The organism is Desulfatibacillum alkenivorans DSM 16219 (assembly GCF_900142135.1).
Taxonomy (GTDB): domain Bacteria; phylum Desulfobacterota; class Desulfobacteria; order Desulfobacterales; family Desulfatibacillaceae; genus Desulfatibacillum; species Desulfatibacillum alkenivorans.
This window is the reverse complement of sequence record NZ_FQZU01000040.1, coordinates 23,125-45,482: the sequence shown is the minus strand read 5'-3', so window position 1 is coordinate 45,482 and position 22,358 is coordinate 23,125. Positions and strand designations below refer to the sequence as shown.

The window sequence follows — 22,358 nt, the reverse complement described above, 5'->3', positions numbered from 1 at the left end:
AATTCGCTTACACATAGCCTTTGAAATCCTTGGAAGGAGGAGGCTTCAATATCTTGCCTCCGCCTTCTTTTGCAGGATGTACAGGGCGGTTTCCATGTCCAGTTCGCCGTTAACGCCGTTGTTCTCAAAATCCTGAACATCGCACCCGGCCAGGGCCTGGAGGCAGAGGACGGCGTCGTCCAGGTCCAAGAGACCCGAGGCGTTGATATCCCCCTTCAAAGGATTGTACAAGCCGATTTCCTCCAAATAGGGTTTGTCCGCCTGGGCGTTATAGCTGGGGGGAGTATACAGGTAAAGGCGTCCCTCCACGGGTTGAATCACCATGGACTCTACAGTAGCCACAGCAACGACCAGCCCGGTGCCCTCAGCTAGAATCGGGTCGGTTTCTCCTTCCTGGTCGGTCATCATGGCCGCTATATCGGCGACTGTGGCGGCCCTTCCCGGGTGAGCCTGGGTGTTGGGCAGGAATTTCGCCAGTTCCACAAAGCGCTCCCATTTTTCGGCCGTGCTGAAACCCAATTCCTCTTCCATAATCGGATAGTATCCGTTGCGGTCAAAGTCTTCGCTATAGAAGCCTACATCATAAGTCCCGGGCCAGTAATCCCCGGCGTAATCGGATTCGCGGTTGCAGTACTCCCAGCAATTGGTTTGGGGCTCGGCCAGGGTGCAGTCGTCCGGTTGGTCCGCGTCATAGGCGTAACAGGTTTCATTAATGTAGTCGCAGGCGTGATCCATGGAATAGTAATTATATTCGGCTATGCCGGCGGCATCCAAAGCGCCCGAGAAGCAGCCGGAAGGGCAGAGCTCGCAGGGATAAGGCAGGCCGGGGGGCAGGACGAACCGGTTGGTGACGGCGACCATGTTTCTCCGGCCTCCCCAGGAAACCGTGGTGGGATACAGGTCGGCCTCCCACCCCCGGAGTCTGCCGGGAAGGGATTCCTCATTGTTCACCGTCTTGCCGCAGGGATGCTCCTGGATCATAACCTGGCTGGAATCAGCGAGGAGCAGGCTATGGCTGAAATGGTATTTATGATCCTTGGTGTAGCCGTGGATGCCTTCGTCCCCTCCCTGGGATCCGATTTCGTCCAGGTTTTCCAGGGCGTAGCGAAGGTCGAAAAGAATGGACCTGCGGCCGGTTTCCAGAAAGGGGATGCCGGACAGGCTCGAGCCGATAACCGCGCCGAAAAGACCGTCGCTTCGTAACCCGGTGATCGTCCCCGCCATGCCCATATAGCCAATATTGACGAAGGAATAGGAATCGCCCTCATAAATGGTGACGGCATGCAGCTTAAGCGTGTCCGTAGTGACGTAAGGCAAATCCAGGTTTCTTCCGATTATGGGATTGCCTGTGCCCGAATAAGCCCCGTAAACCCCGAATCCCGAGCAAGACACCGGTTGAAGCGCGTCGTAAAGAAACTGATATAGGATGAACTCGTTTGCAGACAACGCCCCGTCGCCCAAAACGTCATCCGCCGTCAAATCCAACTGGGAGGCCAGGCCCTGCATCTCCTCCTGGTATCGTTGGTCAACCTTTGAACCGGACCGCATATCCGCGACAAGTTCCGGGATATGATCGCCGCTGCTTTTGGCGTTCATAAGGTCGTCAAAAAGCCCCTGAGCGTCCAGGTTCAGGCTGTAATAGCCGTTATAGAGAGCCACCAGGACCTCCAGGCTTCCGGCCAAAAGGCCGTCCACCAGAATCGGGAAGCCGGGCTCCTGCTCCAGGATTTGGGCGCCAAGATCCTGGCCGACCTCCAGGGGAGTCCTGCCTCCGGAGGCGTCGACGCGAAAAACATGGGGCGCAGCCCCTGCCGGCCCGGCAAGCAAAGACAATAATATGGACGCAAGTATGCAAACAGCTTTCAATTGGAATCCAAGGCGCATGATCAGGCAAGACCTTTCCGGTAAGAAAACGAACAGAAGATAAACTCCCTCCAAGTTTATAGTCGTTTTTTCCCGGTGGAAAGTGACAATTCCTCTTTAATCAATTTACTTCCATATCCCATGGGCCGGAGTTTGGCAATTGGGGCATGCTCCGTCCACAAGTTCGTTCCTTTGAATGACGTACCCCATCCTGTCAATCAACAATTGCCCGCAATGATGGCAAAAAGTGCTTTCTCCGCCCTGACCCGGGATGTTCCCGGTATACACGTAATGCAGCCCGGCCTTACGGCCGATTTCAAAAGCCTCAAACAGCGTGGAGGGCGGCGTGGAGCTCCTGTCCGTCAGTTCGTACATGGGATGAAACCGGCTGACATGCCATGGGGTCTGGGGCCCCAGCGATTCTGAAATAAATCCGGCGAGCCGGCGCAGCTGGTCCGGATCGTCATTGAGCCCTGGGATAACCAGGGTGGTTACTTCCAGAAAAATTCCGGCCTCGTTCATGCATTTCAGGGAGTCCAGCACGTTTTCCAGTTTCGCCCCGCACATATCTTTGTAAAACTCGGGGGAAAACGCCTTTAAATCCACATTGGCGGCGTCCAGGTACGGGGCGATCATCTCCACCGCCTCGGGGGACTCGTATCCGTTGGTCACAAAGACGTTGCGGACGCCCTCCTGCCTGGCGAGCTTGGCCGTATCGTAGGCGTACTCAAAATATACCGTGGGCTCCGTATAGGTGTAGGCAATGGTTTGGCAGCCGGTTTTTTTTGCCTGGGCCACAACCTGGTCCGGCGGGAAAGGCCGCCCCATAATTTTGCCGTTATGGTCCCGGGGCATTTGGGCGATGTTATGGTTCTGGCAAAACCGGCATTTAAAGTTGCACCCAACGGTTGCAATGGAAAAAGAGCGCGACCCGGGAAGCACGTGAAACAGGGGTTTTTTTTCAATGGGATCGTCGCTGGCGGCGATGGCCTGGGCGTAAACCAGGGTAAACAGCTCTCCGTCCCGGTTCTCCCTGACTCCGCAAATTCCTCTTTTGCCTTTTGGAATGATGCACTGATGGCGGCAAAGGTTGCATTTAACCCTGGAGTTCTCCATGGGTTGGAAAAGATATGCCTTCATGATTGCAAACCCCCGGGTAATCTCGATAGCAGGCCAGAAGTTTCTCCTTGCGGGATGGCTCCACCCTCAGAGGGAGGGGCCTTGTCCTGAACTTGGGATTGAGTACGACGATCATACCGCAAAAAGCCCCTGTGGGCGCCCGCTGTATGATGGGAGACTGCTCCAGCTGCATGGATCTCTGGCCGTAAACTCCGGGCAATTGGCAGGTGGTTCTCCACCGGATCGGCGCTTCCCCCGCCACGGAGCGGATCAGGGACTTCATTTCCCAAACCGAAAAGAACTGGGCTTTGTTGTACACCGTTGAGGAAAACAGGCCTTTAAGCCTGCGCTGCAGGCCTTTGATGGCGTAGCGGTTGAGAAACCCCACGAACAACTGGTCCTTGGCTACCCGGCAGGCCTCTTCCAGGCATGCTCTGGGATTTTCCACGAACTCCAGAGTGGTGACCAGGGAGGCGACGTCAAAGCTGTTGTCGTCAAAGTCCAGGCTCTCCCCCAAGCCGGGATGGAGATCCACCCGGTTCCCGAGACGCTCCCTGGCTTTTTCCAGCATGGGTATGGAAGGGTCCAGGCCGGTGCAATTAAACCCCTGGCGCAAAAAAAGCTCCAGAGACCAACCAGTTCCGCACCCGATGTCCAGCAGCCTGCGGCCCTGCCCCTTGCCGAGCATACGGGTCATGAGACGCATTTCCAATTGCGCCGCAGCCCTTCTGGAAGGGTCGAAAAGCCAGTCATCGTAACTGGCGGCGTCTTGATGTTCGAACACGTATCCCATACTATAAATAATAGGGCATGACGCCTGATTTTTCAACCATTAATCATTGAACGCCCCTTTTTCGGGAAGTGCTTGACACACGCCCCGGCAACCGATACTTTCATGGCCTAATTAATCATCCGAATGAACTTCAAGCAAAAAGGGAGACGTTGAATGGCGGGATTGAATAAAGTAATGCTTATTGGCAACTTAGGAAGAGACCCGGAAATCCGTTACACCGCCAGCGGCCTGGCCATTGCAAATATCAACCTGGCGACCACCGAAAGGTTCAAAGGCGAGGACAGGACCGAGTGGCACCGGGTCGTGGTCTTTGACAAACTGGCGGAGATCTGCGGCCAATACCTCACAAAAGGCAGACAGGTTTATTTTGAAGGGCGCCTCCAGACCAAAGAATGGACCGACAAGGACGGCAACAAAAGATGGACCACCGAGATTATCGCCAATAACATGGTCATGCTCGGAGGGCGCGGGGAAGGACAAGGCCCTTCCAACTACCAGCCCAGGCCGGCCCAAAGGCCCGCACCCCAAAACAACGGATATCAAAACAACGGCCCTGCGGACGGCGGCTACCAGGACGATATGCCCGGACCTTCCTACGATCAGGGCGGCATGGACGATGACGACATCCCCTTCTAAAGAGACGCATCTGCGGGACGTTCCGCCGTCTGACCATTGATACAGAAAACGCACGCCCTGAAGACGCTTTACCCAACGTTTTCAGGGCTTTTTATTGCCAGGCGGCATTCTTCCTGCGGGGTTTGCGTTTTTTTTTGACCCAAGCCGGAAAAGCATGTAGGCTGCGAATGGATGCGCGCCCAATCTATCTGAATAGCGTTCAGTTCATATATTCTCTATAGCGCCCTTTTGGGCCAATAATTTTACATTCAATATTTTTGAGAATTGTTCCGATAAGGTTAATTGCGTCCATAGGATCCTCCGACAGGCGCGACTTGTTAAGCAGCTGTAATTTAAGGATCAATTTCCATATGAGACATGCTTTTAGGTGGCAATTCACCATCTTTTTTATTGGCATTATCCTGTTATATATTTTTGGCGTCTGCCTGTTCAGCAATGCTGGATACGCCGATGTTGACCAGCCTGCATACCCGGAAGGGTTGTCATTCACCCAGGCTGAAAAAGACTGGCTCGCCCAGCATCGTAAAATCCGCGTGGCCGGCCCCCGGAATTTTCCTCCCTTTTATTTTTACGAGGACGGCCCGGCCCCCAAAGGAGTCGCGGCGGACATCATGCGGGCAGTGGCCGGGACGCTGGGGTTGGAGGTGGAGGTTATCCCGGACATTCCATGGCCCCGGGTTTTGGAAATGGCGAAAAATCGTGAGGTGGACTGGATACCCTGCGCTGCAGTCTCTGAGCCAAGAAAGGCCTTTTGGAGCTTTACCGATCCATTCATGTCCTTCCCCTTGCTCATCATTACAACTTCAGACACCGGATTTATCGGCGGCATCCATGATCTGAACGGCAAAAAGCTGTCGGGGGTGAAAGACATCGCCTGGAGGGACTGGCTGGCCAAGGACGGCATAGCTTATGAATGGATTCCGGCCGCCACGCCTTTGGACTCGCTCCGCATGGTGAGCGAAGGCAAGGCCGACGCCACCATCGAAAACCTGGCGACTTCGGTATACAATATAGACAGGTACGGGCTGTCCAACCTCAAGGCGGCCGCCCCCACGGCCTATGAGGCTTATAATCTGCATTTCGCCGTGCGAAACGACTGGCCCGAGCTTCAGTCCATCCTTAATAAAGCGCTGCATGCCTTGCCCACGGAGCAAAAAAACGAAATCAAGGGAAAATGGTTGTCCTTGCGTTATGAGCATGGAATTCGCTTGCAGGACGTCCTGATATGGGGGGCGGGCGCCGGCGCCTCCCTGTTTTTGATAATGGGCTTGATCCTGGCTTGGAACAGGCGCCTGGGGCGTGAAATCGCCTTAAGAGAGGCCACGGAGCGCGACCTGCACACCTCCTTGAGCATCCTGCATGAAACCCTTGAACAAGCCCCCATGGCCATTGAAATTCTCAAAAAGGCGGACGGCCGGATACAGCTGATAATTGAGAATCAGGAGTCCCAGAAAATCAAGGACGTTCTTTGCCGGGAGGGCGGAGACGATGGGTTTGCTCTTGAAGACTGTTTTGAATTGGAGTTTCGGGATATTGCATCAAGCGAGCCCATCTCCTTTTCCATGCTGCCGGCGCAGAGGGCCTTTGCCGGAGAGACCGTGGAAAATGAGCGCATCATGGCCATCGGCCGGGACCGGCGCCAGGTTCCCTTGGAAGTGAGCGCCGCGCCTGTTTATGGAAACAAGGGAGAAATAGAGGCGGTCTTCAGCGCGTTTTCAGATATTTCTCTGCGTCTGCAACTGGAGGAGGACCAGAGGCAGTCTCAGAAAATGGAGGCCATAGGCACTTTGGCGGGAGGAATCGCCCACGACTTCAATAATATTCTCAGCATTATGATAGGCAACGCCGAGTTGGCCGCCGCGGATGCGCCGGCCTGGAGCCCCACTTACGCCAAGTTAATCGAAATCAAATCTGCCGGCATGCGGGCGCGCAATCTGGTCAGGCGCCTGCTGAGCTTCTCGCGAAACACGCCCTTATCCAAGCGGCCCGTTCTCTTGTCATCCATCGTAAGCGAGTCCGTGGGCCTGTTGCAGGCGACCTTGGCCGCCAATATTGAAATTCGCTGCACCGGCCTGGAAAACAAGGGGATAATCCTGGCGGACGCCACGCAGCTTCATCAGGTTTTGATCAACCTGTGCACCAACGCCGCCCACGCCATGGAGGAGGGGGGCGGGATTCTTGATATCAGCGTGAAATCCGTGGAGCTGAACGATGATGACGCCGCCCGGAGCCTTAATCTGGAAGCCGGCTCATACATTCGGCTGGAAGTTGCGGATACGGGAATCGGCATGAGCAAGGAAACGGCGGATCGCATCTTCGACCCTTATTTCACCACCAAGGAATTAGGCAAAGGAACGGGGTTAGGCCTGTCGGTGGTGCATGGGATTGTCCGCTCCTGCTCCGGCGCCATTGAAGTGGATACCGCCCCCAATCAAGGAACCCGGATCTCCATTCTTTTTCCAGCCTCGGATCAGGCCGTCCCGGAGCCGGAGCCCGCGCCCGCGCTTCCGGAAGGAGGGACCGAGAGAGTGCTCATGGTGGATGACGAGCCTCAGATTATTGAAATGAACACTCTGATGCTGGAGAAATTCGGATACCAGGTCACCTCGTTTACGGACAGCCGGGAGGCGTTTAAAAGGTTTTTGGAATCTCCCGGCGATTTTGATCTGATAATAACCGACATGGCCATGCCCAATCTTTCGGGCGATATATTGGCCCAGAAAGCCAGGACAGTCAGACCCGACATTCCCATCATCATTTGTACGGGTTTTTCCGAAAAGATAAAAAAGCTGAGGGAGTTGGACCTGGGCGCGGTCACTTATCTCCGGAAGCCCATATCCATGAATGAATTGGCCGCTGAGGTTAAAAAATCCCTGCAAAAAGCGGCGTAGAAAGCCTATGCGGCTATGCGCTCCGGGCGCGGTCCAGGCTTTGGCGAACAATCCGGGCCAGTTGATTTTGCTCCAGGGGCTTCATCATGCGCACCCACGAGGATGACGGATCCGCCTCCTCGTCTCCGCCGCCGTCCGACTCGCTGTATCCGGAAATCAGGATAATCGGCATGTCCTGCCGCTCCTTACGAATGCGTTGGGCCAGCACTTCCCCGGTCAGGCCGGGCATGGTGAGGTCTGTGAGGATGAGATCCACGCTATCGGGGGCCTGCTGAAAAGCCTCCCAGGCGGTCAGGCCGTCCGGCGCTTCCACAACAACATAGCCAAGGCGCTCCAGAGCCCTTTTCGTGACCCTTCTCACCGCGGCCTCATCATCCACCAGCAAGATGCGTTCTCCGTTTCCCAAAACCTTTTCATGGGATTCAGGAATCTTGACTTCCTGACGGGAGGCCGGGGCGGCCGGCAATAGTATGTCGAACCGGGCGCCTTTTCCCGGCTGGCTGAAAACCTGAATGACGCCCCCGTGCTTCTCCACCATGGCGTGAGTGACGGCCAGCCCCATTCCCGTGCCCTCCCCCACCGGCTTTGTGGTGAAATAGGGGTCGAAAATCCGGTCCATCACCTCCTGGGGCATTCCCTCCCCGGTGTCGATCACGCTGAATCGCATGTACGGTCCTGAGCCGGGGGGAAGCCCGGGAATCACCTCCTGGGAGGAAGGCTGGAACCGTTCCAGCCGCAACTCCAAAACCCCTCCTTTGGAAGCCATGGCCTGATAGGCGTTGGTGCACAGGTTAAGCAACATCTGGTGCAGTTGGGCCCTGTCTCCGATCACAAAGCCGGCGTTGTCGTCCAGGCGGGTTTCTATCCGAATTGTGGAGGGCAGAACCCCTTTGATGAAAGTAATGACGTCATCCATGATGGGGCGCGGGTCCTGGGGATGAAAAGACTCCTTGGTCACGTGGGAAAAGGCCAGAATCTGCTTAACCAGGTCCTTGGCCCGATGGGTGGCCGTGAGAATGCCCTCCAACTCCTCTCGCACCGGGCTGTCCTCGGGCAAGTCTTCCAGGGCCATTTCCGCGTATCCCATGATGGGATAAAGGATATTATTAAAATTATGGGCTATGCCTCCGGCCAAAGTTCCGACGGCCTCCATTTTTTGAGACCGGCGCAGATCGGTTTCCAGCCTCAGCTTCTCCTCTTCGCTCTTGCGGCGCCCCGTCACGTCCATGAGGGTCCCCTGGACGCCTATGATCACGTCATCCTTTCGAGCCGGCCGGTTGGAGGAATACACCCAGCGAACCTCTCCGGTCTTGTCCAACACCCGAAATTCATGGGACCATGCGTATCCGGCCAGAACATCCCGAAAACGCTTGGCCACTTCTTCCAGATCAGCCGGATGAACGAGCCGATTGAAGTCTCTCCCCAACAGCTCCTCAGGATGATATCCCATCAAGGTTCTGATCCTGGGATTGATGTAAGTCAGACGCCCTTTTTCATCCAGAGAATAGACCACTTCATTGATGTTCTCCACCAGGTCGCGATACTTTTCCTCGCTCTCCCGGAGCAGCCTCTCTTTTTCTTTGGCGTAGGTGAGGTCCGTAGCCAGGCAGACGATGCCCGTTGCATCGCCGTCGTAGTCTTTCATAACGGACCGCGACATGCTGACGGGCAGGGAGTCTCCGCCTCTGGTTCGTAAATTGATCTCCCGGTTTTTAAAATTGCTTCCATGGACGATATCGTTCCGGAGGCCTTCCACCATCTGGTCTTCATGCAAAAATTCGCTGATATGCCGCCCCGCCATCTCGCCTTGACGCATGCCAAGCATATCCATGGCCTGTTCATTGGCGATGGCCAGCACGCCGTCCTTGTTCAGAAGCATCATTCCGCTGGGCATATTGGCGACAATGCTCTCGGCGGCCAGGGAGGGAGTCAGGTCCAGAAAGCGGTACCGGGACATGGCGTAAACAATGCCGCAGCAAAAAATCAGCATGAAAATGCTTTCCAGCTCGGGAACGGAAGTGGCGCCAAAAACAATGCTTAGCGCCGTATTGATGGTGATTGGAATGGCGGAAAGCAGCAATGAGAAAAAAACAATCCGGGCCTGGGTCTTGCGGGGGCCTGAATGAGGCCTCCTGGCGTATTGCCAGCTTATCCCCAAAAGGCTTACAATGCACACAATCTCATACAACAAAAACAAATAGGCCCACAGGGTGTCGCCGAATACTCCATACCACCCAAAGGGTTTGAGCTCGTGTCTGACCACAATGTTCCCGGTGAACTGCTGATAGAGCAGCACCCCGGGCAATCCGACGAATATCGCCCAAAACCATTTGGTCCGGAAAATCCATTCCCGCCCGGTAAAGGCCAAAACAAAACACAGACCCGCCCCGGGGGCGAATATCCACCCAATGGCGTTGACGCTGGACAAAATCGGTTGAAGCTCCGCGGTGGAAAGGGGGTGATGCTTGAACGCCATCCCTCCGTTCCAGATGCTGAAGCATACAATGAGTATGGAGCACCACCGCCCCGTCCAGGAACGAAAGTCCTTGCCTGTGACATGCACGGCCAAAACCAAACCAAACGCCATGGATAATATGTGCAAGGACGACAAAAAGGTCATGAACGCTCTCAAAAATGCTGCAATAAAACCCTGATTGGGGCGGGTAGCCCGTATAAATTTGAATACGGCTATTGACCTATAACACGATGTCATACGAGTCAAGGGAGCTTACGCATTCCCCCTGAAATTCAGGCGCCTATCCAATGACATAACACGATTGAAAGGCATATAATTGTATCCTGCATCAAATTTTCCCAGGTCTTGGATCAAAAAACAGGAATGCCGGCGTTCTTTCTTCCTTTTCCCGGCTTCCTAGAGGCTTTTTCTGGGGCAGGGTCTCATTCGCGGCGCTTAAATGAAGCGTTTTTCCTAAGGCTGCCTGGAAAAGGCGGCATTTTCACTCCACATAAGTTAATTTTGGTTACTTCTATCCTCACAAGGTAATTAAAAAAACTTCTTGATAAAAATCTTAACAAATATATACAAATACCTATTATCGTTCGGCTCCAGTACCTGGGGTTATCGTCATTTTCATAAAGAAAGGGAGACTTATCAAATGAAACGAATTGCCACTCTGTTTGGGATCGCCTTGCTTTGCCTTTGCCTGGCGCCGTCCGCTTTCGCCGGCGACAAGGTCATCAAAATGTCCACAACCACCAGCACCCAGGCCTCCGGGCTGCTGGACATCCTGCTTCCTGCGTTGGAAAAGGACACCGGCATTCAGGTGAAAGTCATCGCCAAGGGAACGGGCGCAGCCATCCGCGACGGAATGGACGGCAACGTGGACGTTATTTTCGTGCACGCCAAATCCCGCGAAGAAGCCTTTGTGGCTGAAGGCTACGGGACCAAGCGCTATGCTGTCATGCACAACGATTTCGTGATTTTAGGCCCCGCCTCCGATCCCGCCGGGATTAAAGGCGACGCCAGCGCCGCCGACGCCTTGAAAAAGATCGCCCAGGCGAAAGCCTTGTTCGTGTCCCGCGGCGACGATTCGGGAACGCATACCAAGGAGCAGGCGCTGTGGCAGGCCACGGGTTTACAGCTTGAAGAAAAAACCCAGACCATCGTCAAAAAGGGCAAGGAGGTTTCGGTAACCGCTGTGCAGCCCAACGGCGACTGGTACAACTCCATTGGCCAGGGTATGGGCAAAGCCCTTACTTTTGCGGAGGAAAAGGCCGGATACGTCATCAGCGACAGGGGCACGTATCTCAAGTACAAATTCGGAAGGGACCAGGGCCTGAACCTGGAAGTGCTTTGCGAAGGGGATCCTCTGCTTTTCAACCCCTACGGCGTCATTCCGATCAACCCCGAAAAATTCCCCCATGTTAAATACGACCTGGCCAAGCAATTCGCCGAATGGCTGGTTTCCGCCCGTGGACAGAAGCTCATCAACGACTACCGTCTGGTGGGACGTCCTCTGTTCATTGGAGACGCCAAATAGCGGTTTTTAATGAGGGAAAGGTCCGGAATGCTTTCCGGCCTTTCCCATTTTTAATCTCGATTCATCCGCCATAGTATGTTACCAACGCAGGAAGACTGCTTTCTAACCCTGAAGAACTTTGGATTACCGTGGACTTACTGATTGACAGCTTTTGGTCGGCCTTGCTGCTCTTGGCCAGCGCTGATGAGGAATTATTGAAAATCGTCAAGGTTTCCTTGACGGTTTCGGGCTTTTCCACGCTTATCGCGGCTGTGACGGGAGTCCCGCTGGGATTCTGGGTCGCCTTTGGCAAATTCCCCGGCAAGGGCATGGTCACCACCATCCTCCATACCCTGCTTGCCCTGCCCACGGTGGTTGTGGGCTTATTCGTCTACGCTTTTATTTCCCGCCGGGGAATTCTCGGTCCGCTGGATCTTCTGTACAGCCAGCAGGCCATGATTATCGGGCAGTCCATCCTGATTATTCCGGTTGTAGCCGCCTTCACCATCACCGCCGTAAAAAAGGTGGACAAACGGTACAGCCAGACCGCCATGACTTTGGGCGCCAACCGGTTTCAGACGGCCATGGTTGTCGCCATGGAGGCCAGGTACGGAATCATGGCGGCGATCACGGCGGCGTTCGGCCGGGTGATCGCCGAAGTGGGCGTGTCCATGATGCTTGGCGGAAACATCAAAGGCTTCACCCGCACCATGACCACCGCCATGGCCCTGGAGTACGACAAAGGGGAGTTCATCCTGGCCGTGGCTTTGGGGCTGGTGCTTTTAACCATAGCTTTTGGGCTGAATTTCGCCCTTACTCTTTTTCAGTCGCGGGTGCGGGCTTGATGATCTACTCCATCAGGGGAATGACCAAAATATTCGGAGGCAGGACTGTCCTGGACGTGGATTCTTTGGATATCCCCAAGGGCAAAATCACCGCTTTGCTGGGCCCCAATGGCGCCGGCAAGACCACCCTGCTGTCCATCCTCGCCTTTTTAAGCCGCCCCGCCAGCGGCTCTCTGGCCTATGACTCCCGGGAAGTGCATTTTACGGAATCCCATATGCATCCCCTGCGCCGGGAAGTGGTCTTGATGAACCAACACCCCATCATGTTTTCCCAGACGGTGTATAAAAATATGGAATTCGGGCTTAAGCTGCGCAAGGCCGGCAAGGAGGAGCGCAGGAACATCATTCGGGAAAACCTGAAGCTGGTGGGCCTGGACCATTTTGAGCAGGCGCGGGCTCACAAGCTGTCCGGCGGAGAGACGCAACGGGTCGCCATAGCCAGGGCCCTGGCCCTGTCGCCCAGGGTGATATTGTGCGATGAGCCGTTAGCCAGCGTGGACTCCCAAAATCAGGCGATCATTGTGAGTCTGCTCAGGCAAATCAATAAAGAGCGAGGCATCACGGTCATCTTCACGAGCCATGACGCGGTCTGGGCCAGAAACCTGGCCCACGAGACGGTGTATCTGGACGGGGGCAGGCCGGTGGATTCCGTGCTGGAAAACATTCTTTCGGGCAGCGCCGCCAGGGCGGAAAACGGAGAGGTCTGGTTCGCCTCCGGAGACGGCACAAGGCTCCCTTTGCCCGAAGGCCTTGCGGGGCAAGTCCGGGTTTCTTTGGACCCTTCCGCCCTGAAAATCAATCATACCAGCGCCCCGGGGCCGGAAGACGGGCTTTCAGGGCGCATCCATCAGATCAGCCGGGAGAAAAACGGGATACGCGTCGTGGTGGATGCAGGCGCCCTGATTTCGGTCATCATGCCGGAGGAAGAATACAAGGCCATGGCGCCCGGCATCGGGGACAAGGTGCACGTGGCCATTCCATCCCACGCCGTCAAAATCCTTAACGGATGAATTCTTTATTCCTCCTCGTCCTCTTCCCAAAACAAGACGTCCGCCCCCGGCCGCCGGTTTAAGTTAATCAAGCACAGCCGAAGCCCCATGCGATCCTTCCAGGGGATGACCTGTTCGTCCCGTGCTCCTTCCAAATAGTCCTTATACTTCTTCAGGATAGCCTGCCGGGATGCGCCGCAACACTCTAAAAACTCCTCCAGTGATTGAATAAGACATAAGCAACCTCCAATGGAGTACAGTCCCATGAACCGGGGAACCCGTGCGGCGGCCTTTTCCGCCTCGTCGATATAGGCCAGGGCTAACTTGACGCCGCCCACCGAAAGGACCGGCGCCATGTCATGCTGAAATGCGGCCACGGAATATAAAGAGTACGGCGTGATTGACGCCAATTGAGATGCAGTTCCATAAGACGCCACCAATGGCTGAACGCGGTGCATGAGAAATCGTCCGTCCTCCGGATCCACCCAGCCATGAAAAGAAAACAGGTCCCATGCGTTCTTCAGGTAAATCCCTTGTTCGTCCATCAGAACGCCGTCAGGAGGAGGGGCCGGATTTTTTTCCAGAATCTCCAACAAAGACTTCACATGAATCATCCAAAAGATGGATTGAGCGCCTTTGCCCGTGGGAGAGGCCACAACGCCCTTTTCATAGCAGGCCAGGCATTTTTTTAAGGAGCCCGTCACATCTTCCAGGCAGAGCCGCTCCCGGCCATTTCCCTCCCATAAAGAAGACAGGTCCCGCAAGGCCCTGGCCAAGTGTATCCTCCCCACCTTGCCGTAAAACTCCTCATCGTCTATAATGCAGCGGTTCTCAACGAATTCGGCCTCTCGCAAAGCCCTGTCAAAAAACAAATCCGACAAGGAGGGTTGGGCGGCGTGCCTCATGCCCAAATAGAAACAGGAGGAGATGCGCATGGAGCGGGCGATGATGTTGGCCGGCTCGGCGGCCAGCAGGGTGGAAAGGACCTCGTTCGCTTCCTGGAACATCCGCCTCAAAAACAAGGCCTTGAATATTTCCAATATGACAAAGGAGTTCTGGGGGTATCTCTTGATAGCGGTCAGGGCGCGGAAGGAGGGGGCCTTTGCATGATCCGCCGTATACAGCGCCTCTTGAAAGGATTGAAAATACTCCCTTTTCCGCGGAATAACATCCGGCTCGTGGAGTTGGGGGACAAGTTTAAAAAAAGACGGCCAAAAGCCCTCCACTTCCCACAGTTGGTCCGTTCCTCCTTGCACATCCACACCCCCAGGCTGCCGGCCGAAAACGACTTTGACCTCGGCCATGCGAGCGCACAACCTTCCGAAATCGTTCACCAGTATGCCAGCCCCCACGAAAGAGGACGCCGCCGATAACAGCTTCACGCTGGTTTCCATTGAATCGAAATTGCCTGCTGAAATCAAAACGCCCAAACGGACGTCCGGCTCGTGATAATCCGACAACAGCCACCGAACCGTGGCCTGGTGGGACAGGGACAAGGCCTCGGTGACGGCTTTTCCGAACAGCCTGGGCTCGCGGGAAGGGCCAGGCAGCTTGGGTATGTCCAGGGAGATAATGCGTTCAAAGCGCACCGCTTTTCGAGGGTCCAGATGATGAAACCGGAGATATTTCAGGCTTTCCGCCAATTCCTTATGCAGCCACTCCATCATCCGTTTGTCCGACGCAATCAAACTCAGCCGGACGCCTTCGGTCTCAGGAACCGGGGCAGGGACGGTTTCATCCAAGGGGAGGGCCAAAAAGGTGTTGTAATCCCACGGCAAGACCCGGGCGGCCCGCAGCCCGATCCAGAAGCAAAGCAGCCTGATGAAGTTGCGCTTTTTGGGGGTGTTCAGGTTGAAATGGCTCTTGAGCCGGCTGACCATGGACTCCTGAACCGGCGCCATGCCGAGCTTTTTGGCAATCTCATTGAGATTCTCAACCAGGGCGGAGGCGGACCCCACCCCGGTATGATCCCACAATATCCTGAGAAACCCTGCAAAACCAAGATCGGAGGGCATGGGCTCACCCCGCCTCCTTTCCCTCTCCGCCCCCTCCCGAGCCAGAAATCTCTGAAAGGCGGCCTCCTTATTCATGGGAATGTCCGGGTAATCCGAAACCAGGAAGTCCTGTGAATCGGCGATTTCCAGGATTTTCGCCAGAGCGCCCGGTGAAACTTTCAAGTCATTTTCCTTGAAATTCCGAAAATCCTTGGGAGAAGGAAAGGCGCGGGAAAAGGCTTCGCGGACATTTTCCGTACTTTGATCAAAATGGGGCATGCTTGACTCCCTAAGCCGCATGAAAAAAAGAATACCAAGCAGTATAATGAAACCGGAAAAAAAATTTCAGCGTTACTTTAGTGATATTTCATTTTCTTAATGAAATTTCAAGATAATTCGCCATGAAATCGCTATTTTCATAAAAATTCCAAATTTATTTCAATTATTTGCGCATTTATTGCTTGCGCCCCAATCCCCATTGATGTATGTTTCCCCCAACGCTAGTCCCCCTCGTTCGGTTTCCCAAGCAGGCTCTAAAAGGAATGGATCTCAATACGTTATTTAAAATCCTGATGCCCCGTATCCACGAATTGGACACCCCGTGTTTCGTCTACAATCTGGACATCATAGAAAAAAATCTCCGGAATTTACGGCAGGCCCTCCGGCCGGATAAAATCCTGTTCGGCGTCCGGTGCAACCCTTTGCCTCAGGTGCTAAAAGTCTTGCACCAAAACCAATGCGGTTTTGACGCGGGCAATCCGGTGGAGTTGGAGTATGTCAAACAGGTTGCCAGGGAGGGAGCTGACTGCTTTAACGGATGCCCCATCGCCTCGGCGGACAGCGTGAAGGAAATGTACGCCCAGGGGGTCCGCATTTTTTCCGCGGACAGCGCCAGCCAGATGGAAAACCTGGCGGCCAATGCGCCTCACGCCAAAATCCTTATCCGTGTATCATCATCCAACGCCGGCAGCCTAATCGCCGACAGCCACCGCTTGGGTGTGGAGGAGAATCACGCCAACCGGCTGTTGGATTATGCGGCGGCAAGGGGGGTGGAGGTTTGCGGTTTGTCGTTTCATCCGGGCTCCCAATGCGTGAATCTGGAAAACTGGAAGGCGGGAATTTCGGCATGCGCCAGGCTGGCAAGAGAATACCCCTCCCTGCAAATCCTCCATATTGCAGGCGGTTTTCCCGCCCATTATCAAGGCGCCTCGCCGGACGCATGCACTGTGGCCGACGCCATCAAGCAGGCGATTGGCAAGTATTATCCCTTCACCCCGGTTTTATGGATGCAGCCCAGCCGTTTTCTGGCGGCTGATGCGGCCGTGACCCTGACGACAGCGGTCCACACCGACGAATCCTGTTATCCCCGCAGGCTTTTTGTGGACGCCTCGGTCTTTGCCGGGCATGGAGAGATTCTGACCATGAACAATCGCCTCCAATACCCTATTTGCGGTCTGGCGCCAGCGAGCAGATTCTACCATTACCAGGTGCACGGATGCACCAGCTCCGGGGTGGATACATTCACGGCGGACGCCCTGCTTCCCGAAGTGCGGGTGAATCACGCGGATCCGAGCCAATCCAGCCGCATAGTCATATGCAACGCCGGCGCTTATTGCGCTTCAATGATTCGGGGCTCCCGGAAGACGGGCTTTAACGGGGCCAAAGCGCCGGGATTGTACTTTCTCGAGGGAGAACAACTGGCGCCGGGCTTCTGATATTTTTTTTGCCGCGCAACGACTGCAAACCTTTAAAATCGCATAACCACTTCCGGAGTTTCGCCGCGCAGCACATCCACATTGGCTTCTATGGTTTCGCGCTCGCCTTCGGGCTTAACGCCCACGTCGTACCTGCCATAGGGAATTATTAGTTCAACCCGCCGGCGGCCGGAGATCTCCCTGGTGAACACCACTTCCATGGTTCCACGCTTGAAGAAGCGCACCCTGGCCGGTACGGGCTTTCCTCTTTTTAATGCCGTAATGAATATTTTTCCATCGCCTTTAAAGCCCGGGCCCGGATAGGCGTTTGCATTCCCCTGTCCTTCGGCCTCCCGCAATATGGCCTTATAGTCGCGCGTGATTTCCTTTAAAGCCCGCCAATCATATAACCGCGAAAGCTCCATGGCCCGGTCGGCGCTGATGTTATTGTATACAAGGGATAGCAGGGCGTGCCGCCTGGATTTATTATCTTTATGAAGCAGGATGACCAAACAGCCCTTGTTGCGGCGTTTGTCATACACGTTTTGCACGGAAAACCCGTTGATTTTGGAAGTTGTTTTTGTAACGCCCGGGTCCGTCAGGTCCGGCATTCCGTCAACGGAATACGGATTGGAGGCGATGCCTGAGGAGCCCGCCTTGACCGCCGTCCTGATTCGCGCATAATTTTTTTGCAGGGTCTGCTCGGCAATGAGCATGGAGGCGCCGCTTTTTGTGTAGTCCTGGATGGAAACCTTGCTTCCGGTCCAACCAGGCAGTTGTACAAACTGCGCCTGCAGCGCTCCGGGGGCGCCGCCGCCTCCCTGGACTTCATCCGTCGCAGCAAGAGGCCGCCTGGAGCCATGGCCGTATCTTTCCTGGGGCTTCCCCGGCTTTCTATTCGGCCGGTCAGCCTGAGCGAACGGGTTTGCAGCGATTGCGCTTTCAGCAGCCTCGGCGGCCCTGAGGATCAGGTCCGCGCGCGTATCAGCGGAGGAGTAGACGCCTCCCGACGCACGGGCCAGCCTTGTCAGTTTGGCGGCGTCCTCGCGACTGGGCGCCTCCCCGATTACATTCACCATAATCCCAAAGCCCTGGGCTTTCAAATCCTCCACCATGGAGACAGGATCGCCCCAGCAGTCGTCCCAACCGTCCGTTATCAAGGTGATGACGCAGCCCTGACTCAGGCCGGCCGCCTGCTCCCACGCCTTGCGCAAAGCCGCGGCCAAAGGCGCTTTGCCCTGGGGCTGCACTTTCTTGATGGCTGAAATTAAAGCCCTTCTGTCATAGGGGGCGAGAGGAACGAGCACTTCCGCGTCGTCGCAGCCTTTGGCTGCACTCTGGCCGTAAGCCACAATGCCCACCAAAGACTCCTGGGGCAGCGATTTGACGAAACGCAAGGCTGCAGGCCGCGCATTTTCCATGCCCGGCCTTGTATCCAGGGTTCTTTGCATGCTTTGGGAGCAGTCCAGAACCAGCATGTTCCCGGGAGGTTCGGCCGCCGCCGGATCAAGAATGAAAGCAAACAACACGATCGTCAGAAGACATTGCCTAGCAAAACCTTTTCGCATGCTCTCCCTTTCTTAAACTGTGTACAACCAAATGGAATAATAGGATTTTCCCCTCCCATATTTTGGTCGTCGGCAAAGATCGTACAATCGGACGCAGCCGGCGAACGGAGGTCTTGTTCGAGGATGATGGGGCCAGAGTATTTTTAAAAGATGAATTCTGTCAAGAGGGAGGCGCCTTTTCAGCCATGAAGCCCCGGCAGGGCGCAGTTTTGCGCCCCGCCGGGATAAGCGCATGTTTTTGCTAAACGGTGTTGTAGATCCTGACAAGCTCGCCGGGGGAAAGCACGGAGCGTTTTTTCAGGGCCTCCATTCTTACGGCGGCCATCAGGGATTCGGTTTTACCCTCTTCCAGGCGCACGCCCGCCTTGGCCAGCACATGCCGAATCATGCCGGAGCCGCTATGACGCCCGATAACGAGCTGCGCCCTATCCCGGCCTACGGTCTCGGGTTCGAAAGGCTGATAGGTATGGGGATTTCTCAGGATGCCTGCGCAATGAATCCCGGACTCATGGGTGAACACCGCCTGCCCGGTTATGGGCTGGGCCGCAGGGATGGGCCTGTTGGCGATCTCGGCTACGTAGCGGCATATTTCGTTCATGCGTGTGGCGTCCATGCCTGTGAAGCGGGAGTCCAGGGTTCCGACGGCCACCACAACCTGCTCCAAAGGAGCATTGCCCGCCCGTTCTCCCAACCCGTTGACCGTCACGCTGACGGCCTGGGCGCCGGCCTCGATGGCTGCAATGGTGTTGGCCGCGGCCATGCCCAGGTCATTATGGCCGTGAAACTCCAGGGCCGTTTTTCCTGCAGCCTTGGATAAAACATGCACCATATTTTCCACCTGGGAGGGCCTGGCAAGCCCCACCGTGTCGGCGATGCGCACCCGATGGGCGCCGCAAAGGTTGGCGGAGTGGACGAACTGCTCCAAGAACGCCATGTCCGCCCGGAACGCGTCCTGCGCCCCCACGGAAACCCGGCTAAACCTTTTTAGCGCGTAGGGTATCAACTCTCTGAGCTGATCCAAAACCCAGCGCCTTGTCTTGCCCATGGCTTCCAAATGAATGTCCGAAACCGGAAAGCTGATGTGCACTCCGGTCACGTTGCATGGCAAAGATTGGTCGATGTCGTCCTTTAAAGCCCGGCACCAGGCGGTCAGCAGGCAATCCGGGGTCAAGGAGGCGATGGCCTTGATTTCATCCTGCGCGGCCGGCCCCATGGCGGGGATGCCTACTTCCAATTCGTCCACATGGGCCTGATCCAGCATCATGGCCAGGGCGATTTTCTCCCTTTTATCAAAGGCTACGCCAGGCGCCTGCTCCCCGTCGCGCAAGGTGGTGTCAATGATATGGACCGGAACTTTTTCTTCCATCTTAATCTCGCATTTCTAACTGATATCCGCTTTACGCAGACAAATGAGCTTGGTTCCGCTCCATCCCTGCTTTTCATAAAAGCTGAGAGCGGGATTGTTGTCCTTATCCGCCAAAAGCTGCATGCGCGTAACGCCCCGGAGCCTGGACCATTCGGTTACGGCGTTAAGAAGCATAGACCCAACGCCCCGTTTTTGCAGGGATTCAGTCACAACCATGTCCTCCACCAGAGCGGAATAAGCGCCTTCCGCGGTGGAAACCAGCAATTGGGCCGAGCACATGCCAATCACTTTGCCGCCGGCTTCCGCAACTTTCACGCAACGGTGCTTGCCGCATCCGTCCAGCATGAGTTTCAGGCCTCTTTTTTGCTTGGCCCTGTCCGCGGCAAAGTCGGCTTCTATGGCGAACAACTCATCCAGCAGGCCGATCATGGCTTCCAGATCCTCAAACTCCGCATTGCGAATCGTTATGTTCATAGCCTCGGCCTTTCCCGCAATGTTGTGCGTCAGGGGGCGAAGGGCGCCTTAGGCGGCGCAGAACACGACCCCGTTGACGAGTTCCCGCACCTTTTCCCCGGTCATGATCATGCCCTGCAACTGATCGTCGGTCAGGGCCGTCTCCAAAGGAGCGCCGGGATCGCACAGGTTGACAATGTTGTCCATGGCCGTGACTTCCTCGATTAAAAAAGGAGGCAGATTGACCAAAGGGGCCGCCTCCCGAATCATGGAGGTCAGGGTGTTGTGCATGGGCAGGGCGTCATGATAGGCGAACAGGCCCATCAGGTATTTTTCGATGCTCAGACACACAATGTGGTAAATCATGCTGTTGTTAAAAACCGCACTGCGGCGATGTCCGCGCCTGGCAGTCTGCAGGAACTTGTTGGCTTCATCCACAAAATGACTGCAATTTTCTTTGGACATGAGTTTTTCCTCAAGGTAAAGGCGGCGCCCGTCAATCGGGCGCCGCGCTTATTCATCACAAGGCGTAAGACTCGGCTGCCTCACCGTCTTCCAAGGCATCCAGAATTTCATCGACGGCGTCTTCGCTTTCCACTCCGCCGTACCAAAGTCCGGCGGGATAGATTACCATGACCGGGCCATGGTCGCAGGCCTTCATACAGCCGGTGCTGGTAATCTGAGCGTCCAGGCCCCGGTCTATGATTTCGTTTTCAATGTACGGCAGCAGGCTGACAGCGCCTTTTTTGTTGCAAACGCCTTTGGCGTCGCCGTCGGCGCGAAAGCTGGCGCAGACAAAAATGTGATGTTCAGGTTTTTCCATTTGTAATGCTCCTTACACACTCAATAAAGGGTTGTTCTTACCATTTAGCCTGGGGGCGCTCTCCCTAATCAACCGCACCCCATGCCGTTGCCGCCGCACGCGCCGCCGCAGGCGGTGAGCGAGCGCTTGACCATGTGATTCAAGGGCTGTCCGGCGAACACCGCCCGGACCGCCTCATCGATTAATCCTTCTATTTCATAAACCTTGACGCCGGATTCCGACAGCACCTGCTGGGGATTGGGGCCTATGCCGCTTACCAAAAGCGTGCCGCAGTCCGAAATGGTTTCCGCCAACTGCGTCCAGCGTTCCATGCCGCCGCCCGCCGCCGGAGTGGTGCGCGCTTCCAGCAACTGGACCCGTCCGTCCTTTTCGCCGTAAACCAGCAGGGTCTCCGCTTCGCCCAGGTGCTGATTGACCAGCACGCCTTCCATGCTGGCCACCGCCACGCACGGCCTGGAGGAAACCTCGCCGACCATAGCCTGCTCCACGTCCAGGCGCTGGCAGGCCTGGAGGGTTTTCATCAGGCCCTGATCATGGGCCTCGCCCAGAAGGCCCACGGCGTCCGCCCTGCACCGGGTGCAGTGGCGCATTTGTTTGACGTGCTTGGAAGCCTCGGACCGGATCTTTTCCACCGTGTCTTTGGAAGGCTCGGGCAGATTTTCAAAATCCGAGCCCGGATTGGGCGCATAAGGCATGGCGTTAAACAGATCCACGCCCAGATCGGACATCTTTTTCGCCACCTCGGCGATATGGTCTTCGTTGACGCCGGGAATGATGATGCTGTTGACCTTGACGATCATGTCCTCGGCTTTCAAAGCCTGGATGGCTTCCAACTGCCTTTCCAACAGCACGGCCGCGCCGGCCTCGGAACGCACCACCCTTTTGCCCACGCGCATCCAGGAGTAGATGTCGGCTCCGATGGCGGGATCTATGGCGTTCACCGTAACGGTCACGTGGCTGACGTTCAACTGTTTGAGGTCGTGCACGTACGGGTAGAGGTTAAGCCCGTTGGTGGCCAGACACAGCATGACGTCGGGATATTTCTCCCGGGTCAGGGACAGGGTTTCCAGGGTTTCCGCCGGATTGGCGAAAGGATCGCCGGGGCCGGCGATGCCAACCACGGAGATGTTGCCTTTTTTGGCGAAAACCTCGTCCAGGTAAACCATGGCCTGGAGAGGAGAAAGCACCGCGCTGGTCACGCCGGGGCGGGTTTCGTTGACGCAATCGAACTTCCGGTTGCAGAACTTGCACTGTATATTGCAACGGGGGGCTACCGGCAGGTGGACCCGTCCGAAGGATTTGCATGCATTGGGATTAAAGCAGGGATGGTTGTCAAAATTCATG

17 protein-coding genes are annotated in these 22,358 nt (G+C 55.6%); 6 read left to right on the top strand and 11 right to left on the bottom strand.

Features of this window, described 5'->3' with window-relative positions:
• Positions 1-45 precede the first annotated feature (45 nt).
• From BUE18_RS22585 to BUE18_RS22575, 3 genes are all read right to left on the bottom strand, one after another.
• Positions 46-1,866: a C45 family peptidase gene (locus tag BUE18_RS22585; RefSeq protein WP_139264872.1), complete on the bottom strand. Its 1,821-nt coding sequence runs from the start codon at positions 1,864-1,866 to the stop codon at positions 46-48.
• Between the two features lie 123 nt (positions 1,867-1,989).
• The gene (gene amrS, locus BUE18_RS22580; RefSeq protein ID WP_073478431.1) at positions 1,990-3,003 is read right to left on the bottom strand and encodes an AmmeMemoRadiSam system radical SAM enzyme; all 1,014 of its coding nucleotides are present in this window, start codon (positions 3,001-3,003) and stop codon (positions 1,990-1,992) included.
• On the bottom strand, positions 2,960-3,766 hold the full coding sequence (locus tag BUE18_RS22575) for a class I SAM-dependent methyltransferase (RefSeq protein ID WP_170868437.1): 807 nt from the start codon (positions 3,764-3,766) through the stop codon (positions 2,960-2,962). The genes amrS and BUE18_RS22575 overlap by 44 nt, the downstream gene beginning before the upstream one ends.
• A gap of 162 nt (positions 3,767-3,928) precedes the next feature.
• On the opposite strand from BUE18_RS22575, the gene BUE18_RS22570 reads away from it, so the two are divergent.
• Positions 3,929-4,411 (top strand): single-stranded DNA-binding protein, encoded by a 483-nt coding sequence (locus BUE18_RS22570; protein WP_073478429.1) that lies wholly within the window; start codon positions 3,929-3,931, stop codon positions 4,409-4,411.
• A gap of 350 nt (positions 4,412-4,761) precedes the next feature.
• On the top strand, positions 4,762-7,302 hold the full coding sequence (locus BUE18_RS22565; protein ID WP_073478428.1) for a response regulator: 2,541 nt from the start codon (positions 4,762-4,764) through the stop codon (positions 7,300-7,302).
• 13 nt (positions 7,303-7,315) lie between these two features.
• On the opposite strand, the gene BUE18_RS22560 is transcribed toward BUE18_RS22565, so the two are convergent.
• Positions 7,316-9,922 carry a PAS domain S-box protein gene (locus tag BUE18_RS22560; protein WP_073478427.1) on the bottom strand — a complete coding sequence of 869 codons (2,607 nt, stop codon included), beginning with the start codon at positions 9,920-9,922 and terminating at the stop codon, positions 7,316-7,318.
• A gap of 496 nt (positions 9,923-10,418) precedes the next feature.
• On the opposite strand from BUE18_RS22560, the gene BUE18_RS22555 reads away from it, so the two are divergent.
• The 3 genes from BUE18_RS22555 to BUE18_RS22545 all read left to right on the top strand — a co-directional run bounded on the left by BUE18_RS22555 (position 10,419) and on the right by BUE18_RS22545 (position 13,137).
• Positions 10,419-11,303 carry an ABC transporter substrate-binding protein gene (locus tag BUE18_RS22555; protein ID WP_073478426.1) on the top strand — a complete coding sequence of 295 codons (885 nt, stop codon included), beginning with the start codon at positions 10,419-10,421 and terminating at the stop codon, positions 11,301-11,303.
• Positions 11,304-11,431: 128 nt separating this feature from the next.
• A complete protein-coding gene (locus BUE18_RS22550; protein WP_073478425.1) occupies positions 11,432-12,127 on the top strand; it encodes an ABC transporter permease in 696 nt (231 codons plus the stop codon).
• A 20-nt stretch (positions 12,128-12,147) separates the two neighbouring features.
• Positions 12,148-13,137, top strand: coding sequence for an ABC transporter ATP-binding protein (locus tag BUE18_RS22545; RefSeq protein ID WP_170868436.1), 990 nt, complete (start codon positions 12,148-12,150; stop codon positions 13,135-13,137).
• Positions 13,138-13,142: 5 nt separating this feature from the next.
• Here the strand turns inward: BUE18_RS22545 and BUE18_RS22540 are convergent, their stop codons facing one another.
• Positions 13,143-15,389 (bottom strand): hypothetical protein, encoded by a 2,247-nt coding sequence (locus BUE18_RS22540; RefSeq protein ID WP_073478423.1) that lies wholly within the window; start codon positions 15,387-15,389, stop codon positions 13,143-13,145.
• 263 nt (positions 15,390-15,652) lie between these two features.
• On the opposite strand from BUE18_RS22540, the gene BUE18_RS22535 reads away from it, so the two are divergent.
• Positions 15,653-16,825 (top strand): type III PLP-dependent enzyme domain-containing protein, encoded by a 1,173-nt coding sequence (locus BUE18_RS22535; protein WP_073478422.1) that lies wholly within the window; start codon positions 15,653-15,655, stop codon positions 16,823-16,825.
• A gap of 32 nt (positions 16,826-16,857) precedes the next feature.
• Here the strand turns inward: BUE18_RS22535 and BUE18_RS22530 are convergent, their stop codons facing one another.
• From BUE18_RS22530 to BUE18_RS22505, 6 genes are all read right to left on the bottom strand, one after another.
• Positions 16,858-18,372, bottom strand: a complete 1,515-nt coding sequence (locus tag BUE18_RS22530; RefSeq protein WP_083611226.1) for a vWA domain-containing protein — start codon at positions 18,370-18,372, stop codon at positions 16,858-16,860.
• 241 nt (positions 18,373-18,613) lie between these two features.
• On the bottom strand, positions 18,614-19,738 hold the full coding sequence (locus BUE18_RS22525; protein WP_073478420.1) for a homocitrate synthase/isopropylmalate synthase family protein: 1,125 nt from the start codon (positions 19,736-19,738) through the stop codon (positions 18,614-18,616).
• A 15-nt stretch (positions 19,739-19,753) separates the two neighbouring features.
• On the bottom strand, positions 19,754-20,212 hold the full coding sequence (locus tag BUE18_RS22520; RefSeq protein WP_073478419.1) for a GNAT family N-acetyltransferase: 459 nt from the start codon (positions 20,210-20,212) through the stop codon (positions 19,754-19,756).
• A gap of 48 nt (positions 20,213-20,260) precedes the next feature.
• Entirely contained in the window at positions 20,261-20,656 is a 396-nt protein-coding gene (locus tag BUE18_RS22515) for a hypothetical protein (protein ID WP_073478418.1), read from the bottom strand.
• 55 nt (positions 20,657-20,711) lie between these two features.
• The gene (locus BUE18_RS22510; RefSeq protein ID WP_073478417.1) at positions 20,712-21,014 is read right to left on the bottom strand and encodes a (2Fe-2S) ferredoxin domain-containing protein; all 303 of its coding nucleotides are present in this window, start codon (positions 21,012-21,014) and stop codon (positions 20,712-20,714) included.
• A gap of 68 nt (positions 21,015-21,082) precedes the next feature.
• Positions 21,083-22,357: a radical SAM protein gene (locus tag BUE18_RS22505; RefSeq protein WP_073478416.1), complete on the bottom strand. Its 1,275-nt coding sequence runs from the start codon at positions 22,355-22,357 to the stop codon at positions 21,083-21,085.
• Position 22,358 lies beyond the last annotated feature (1 nt).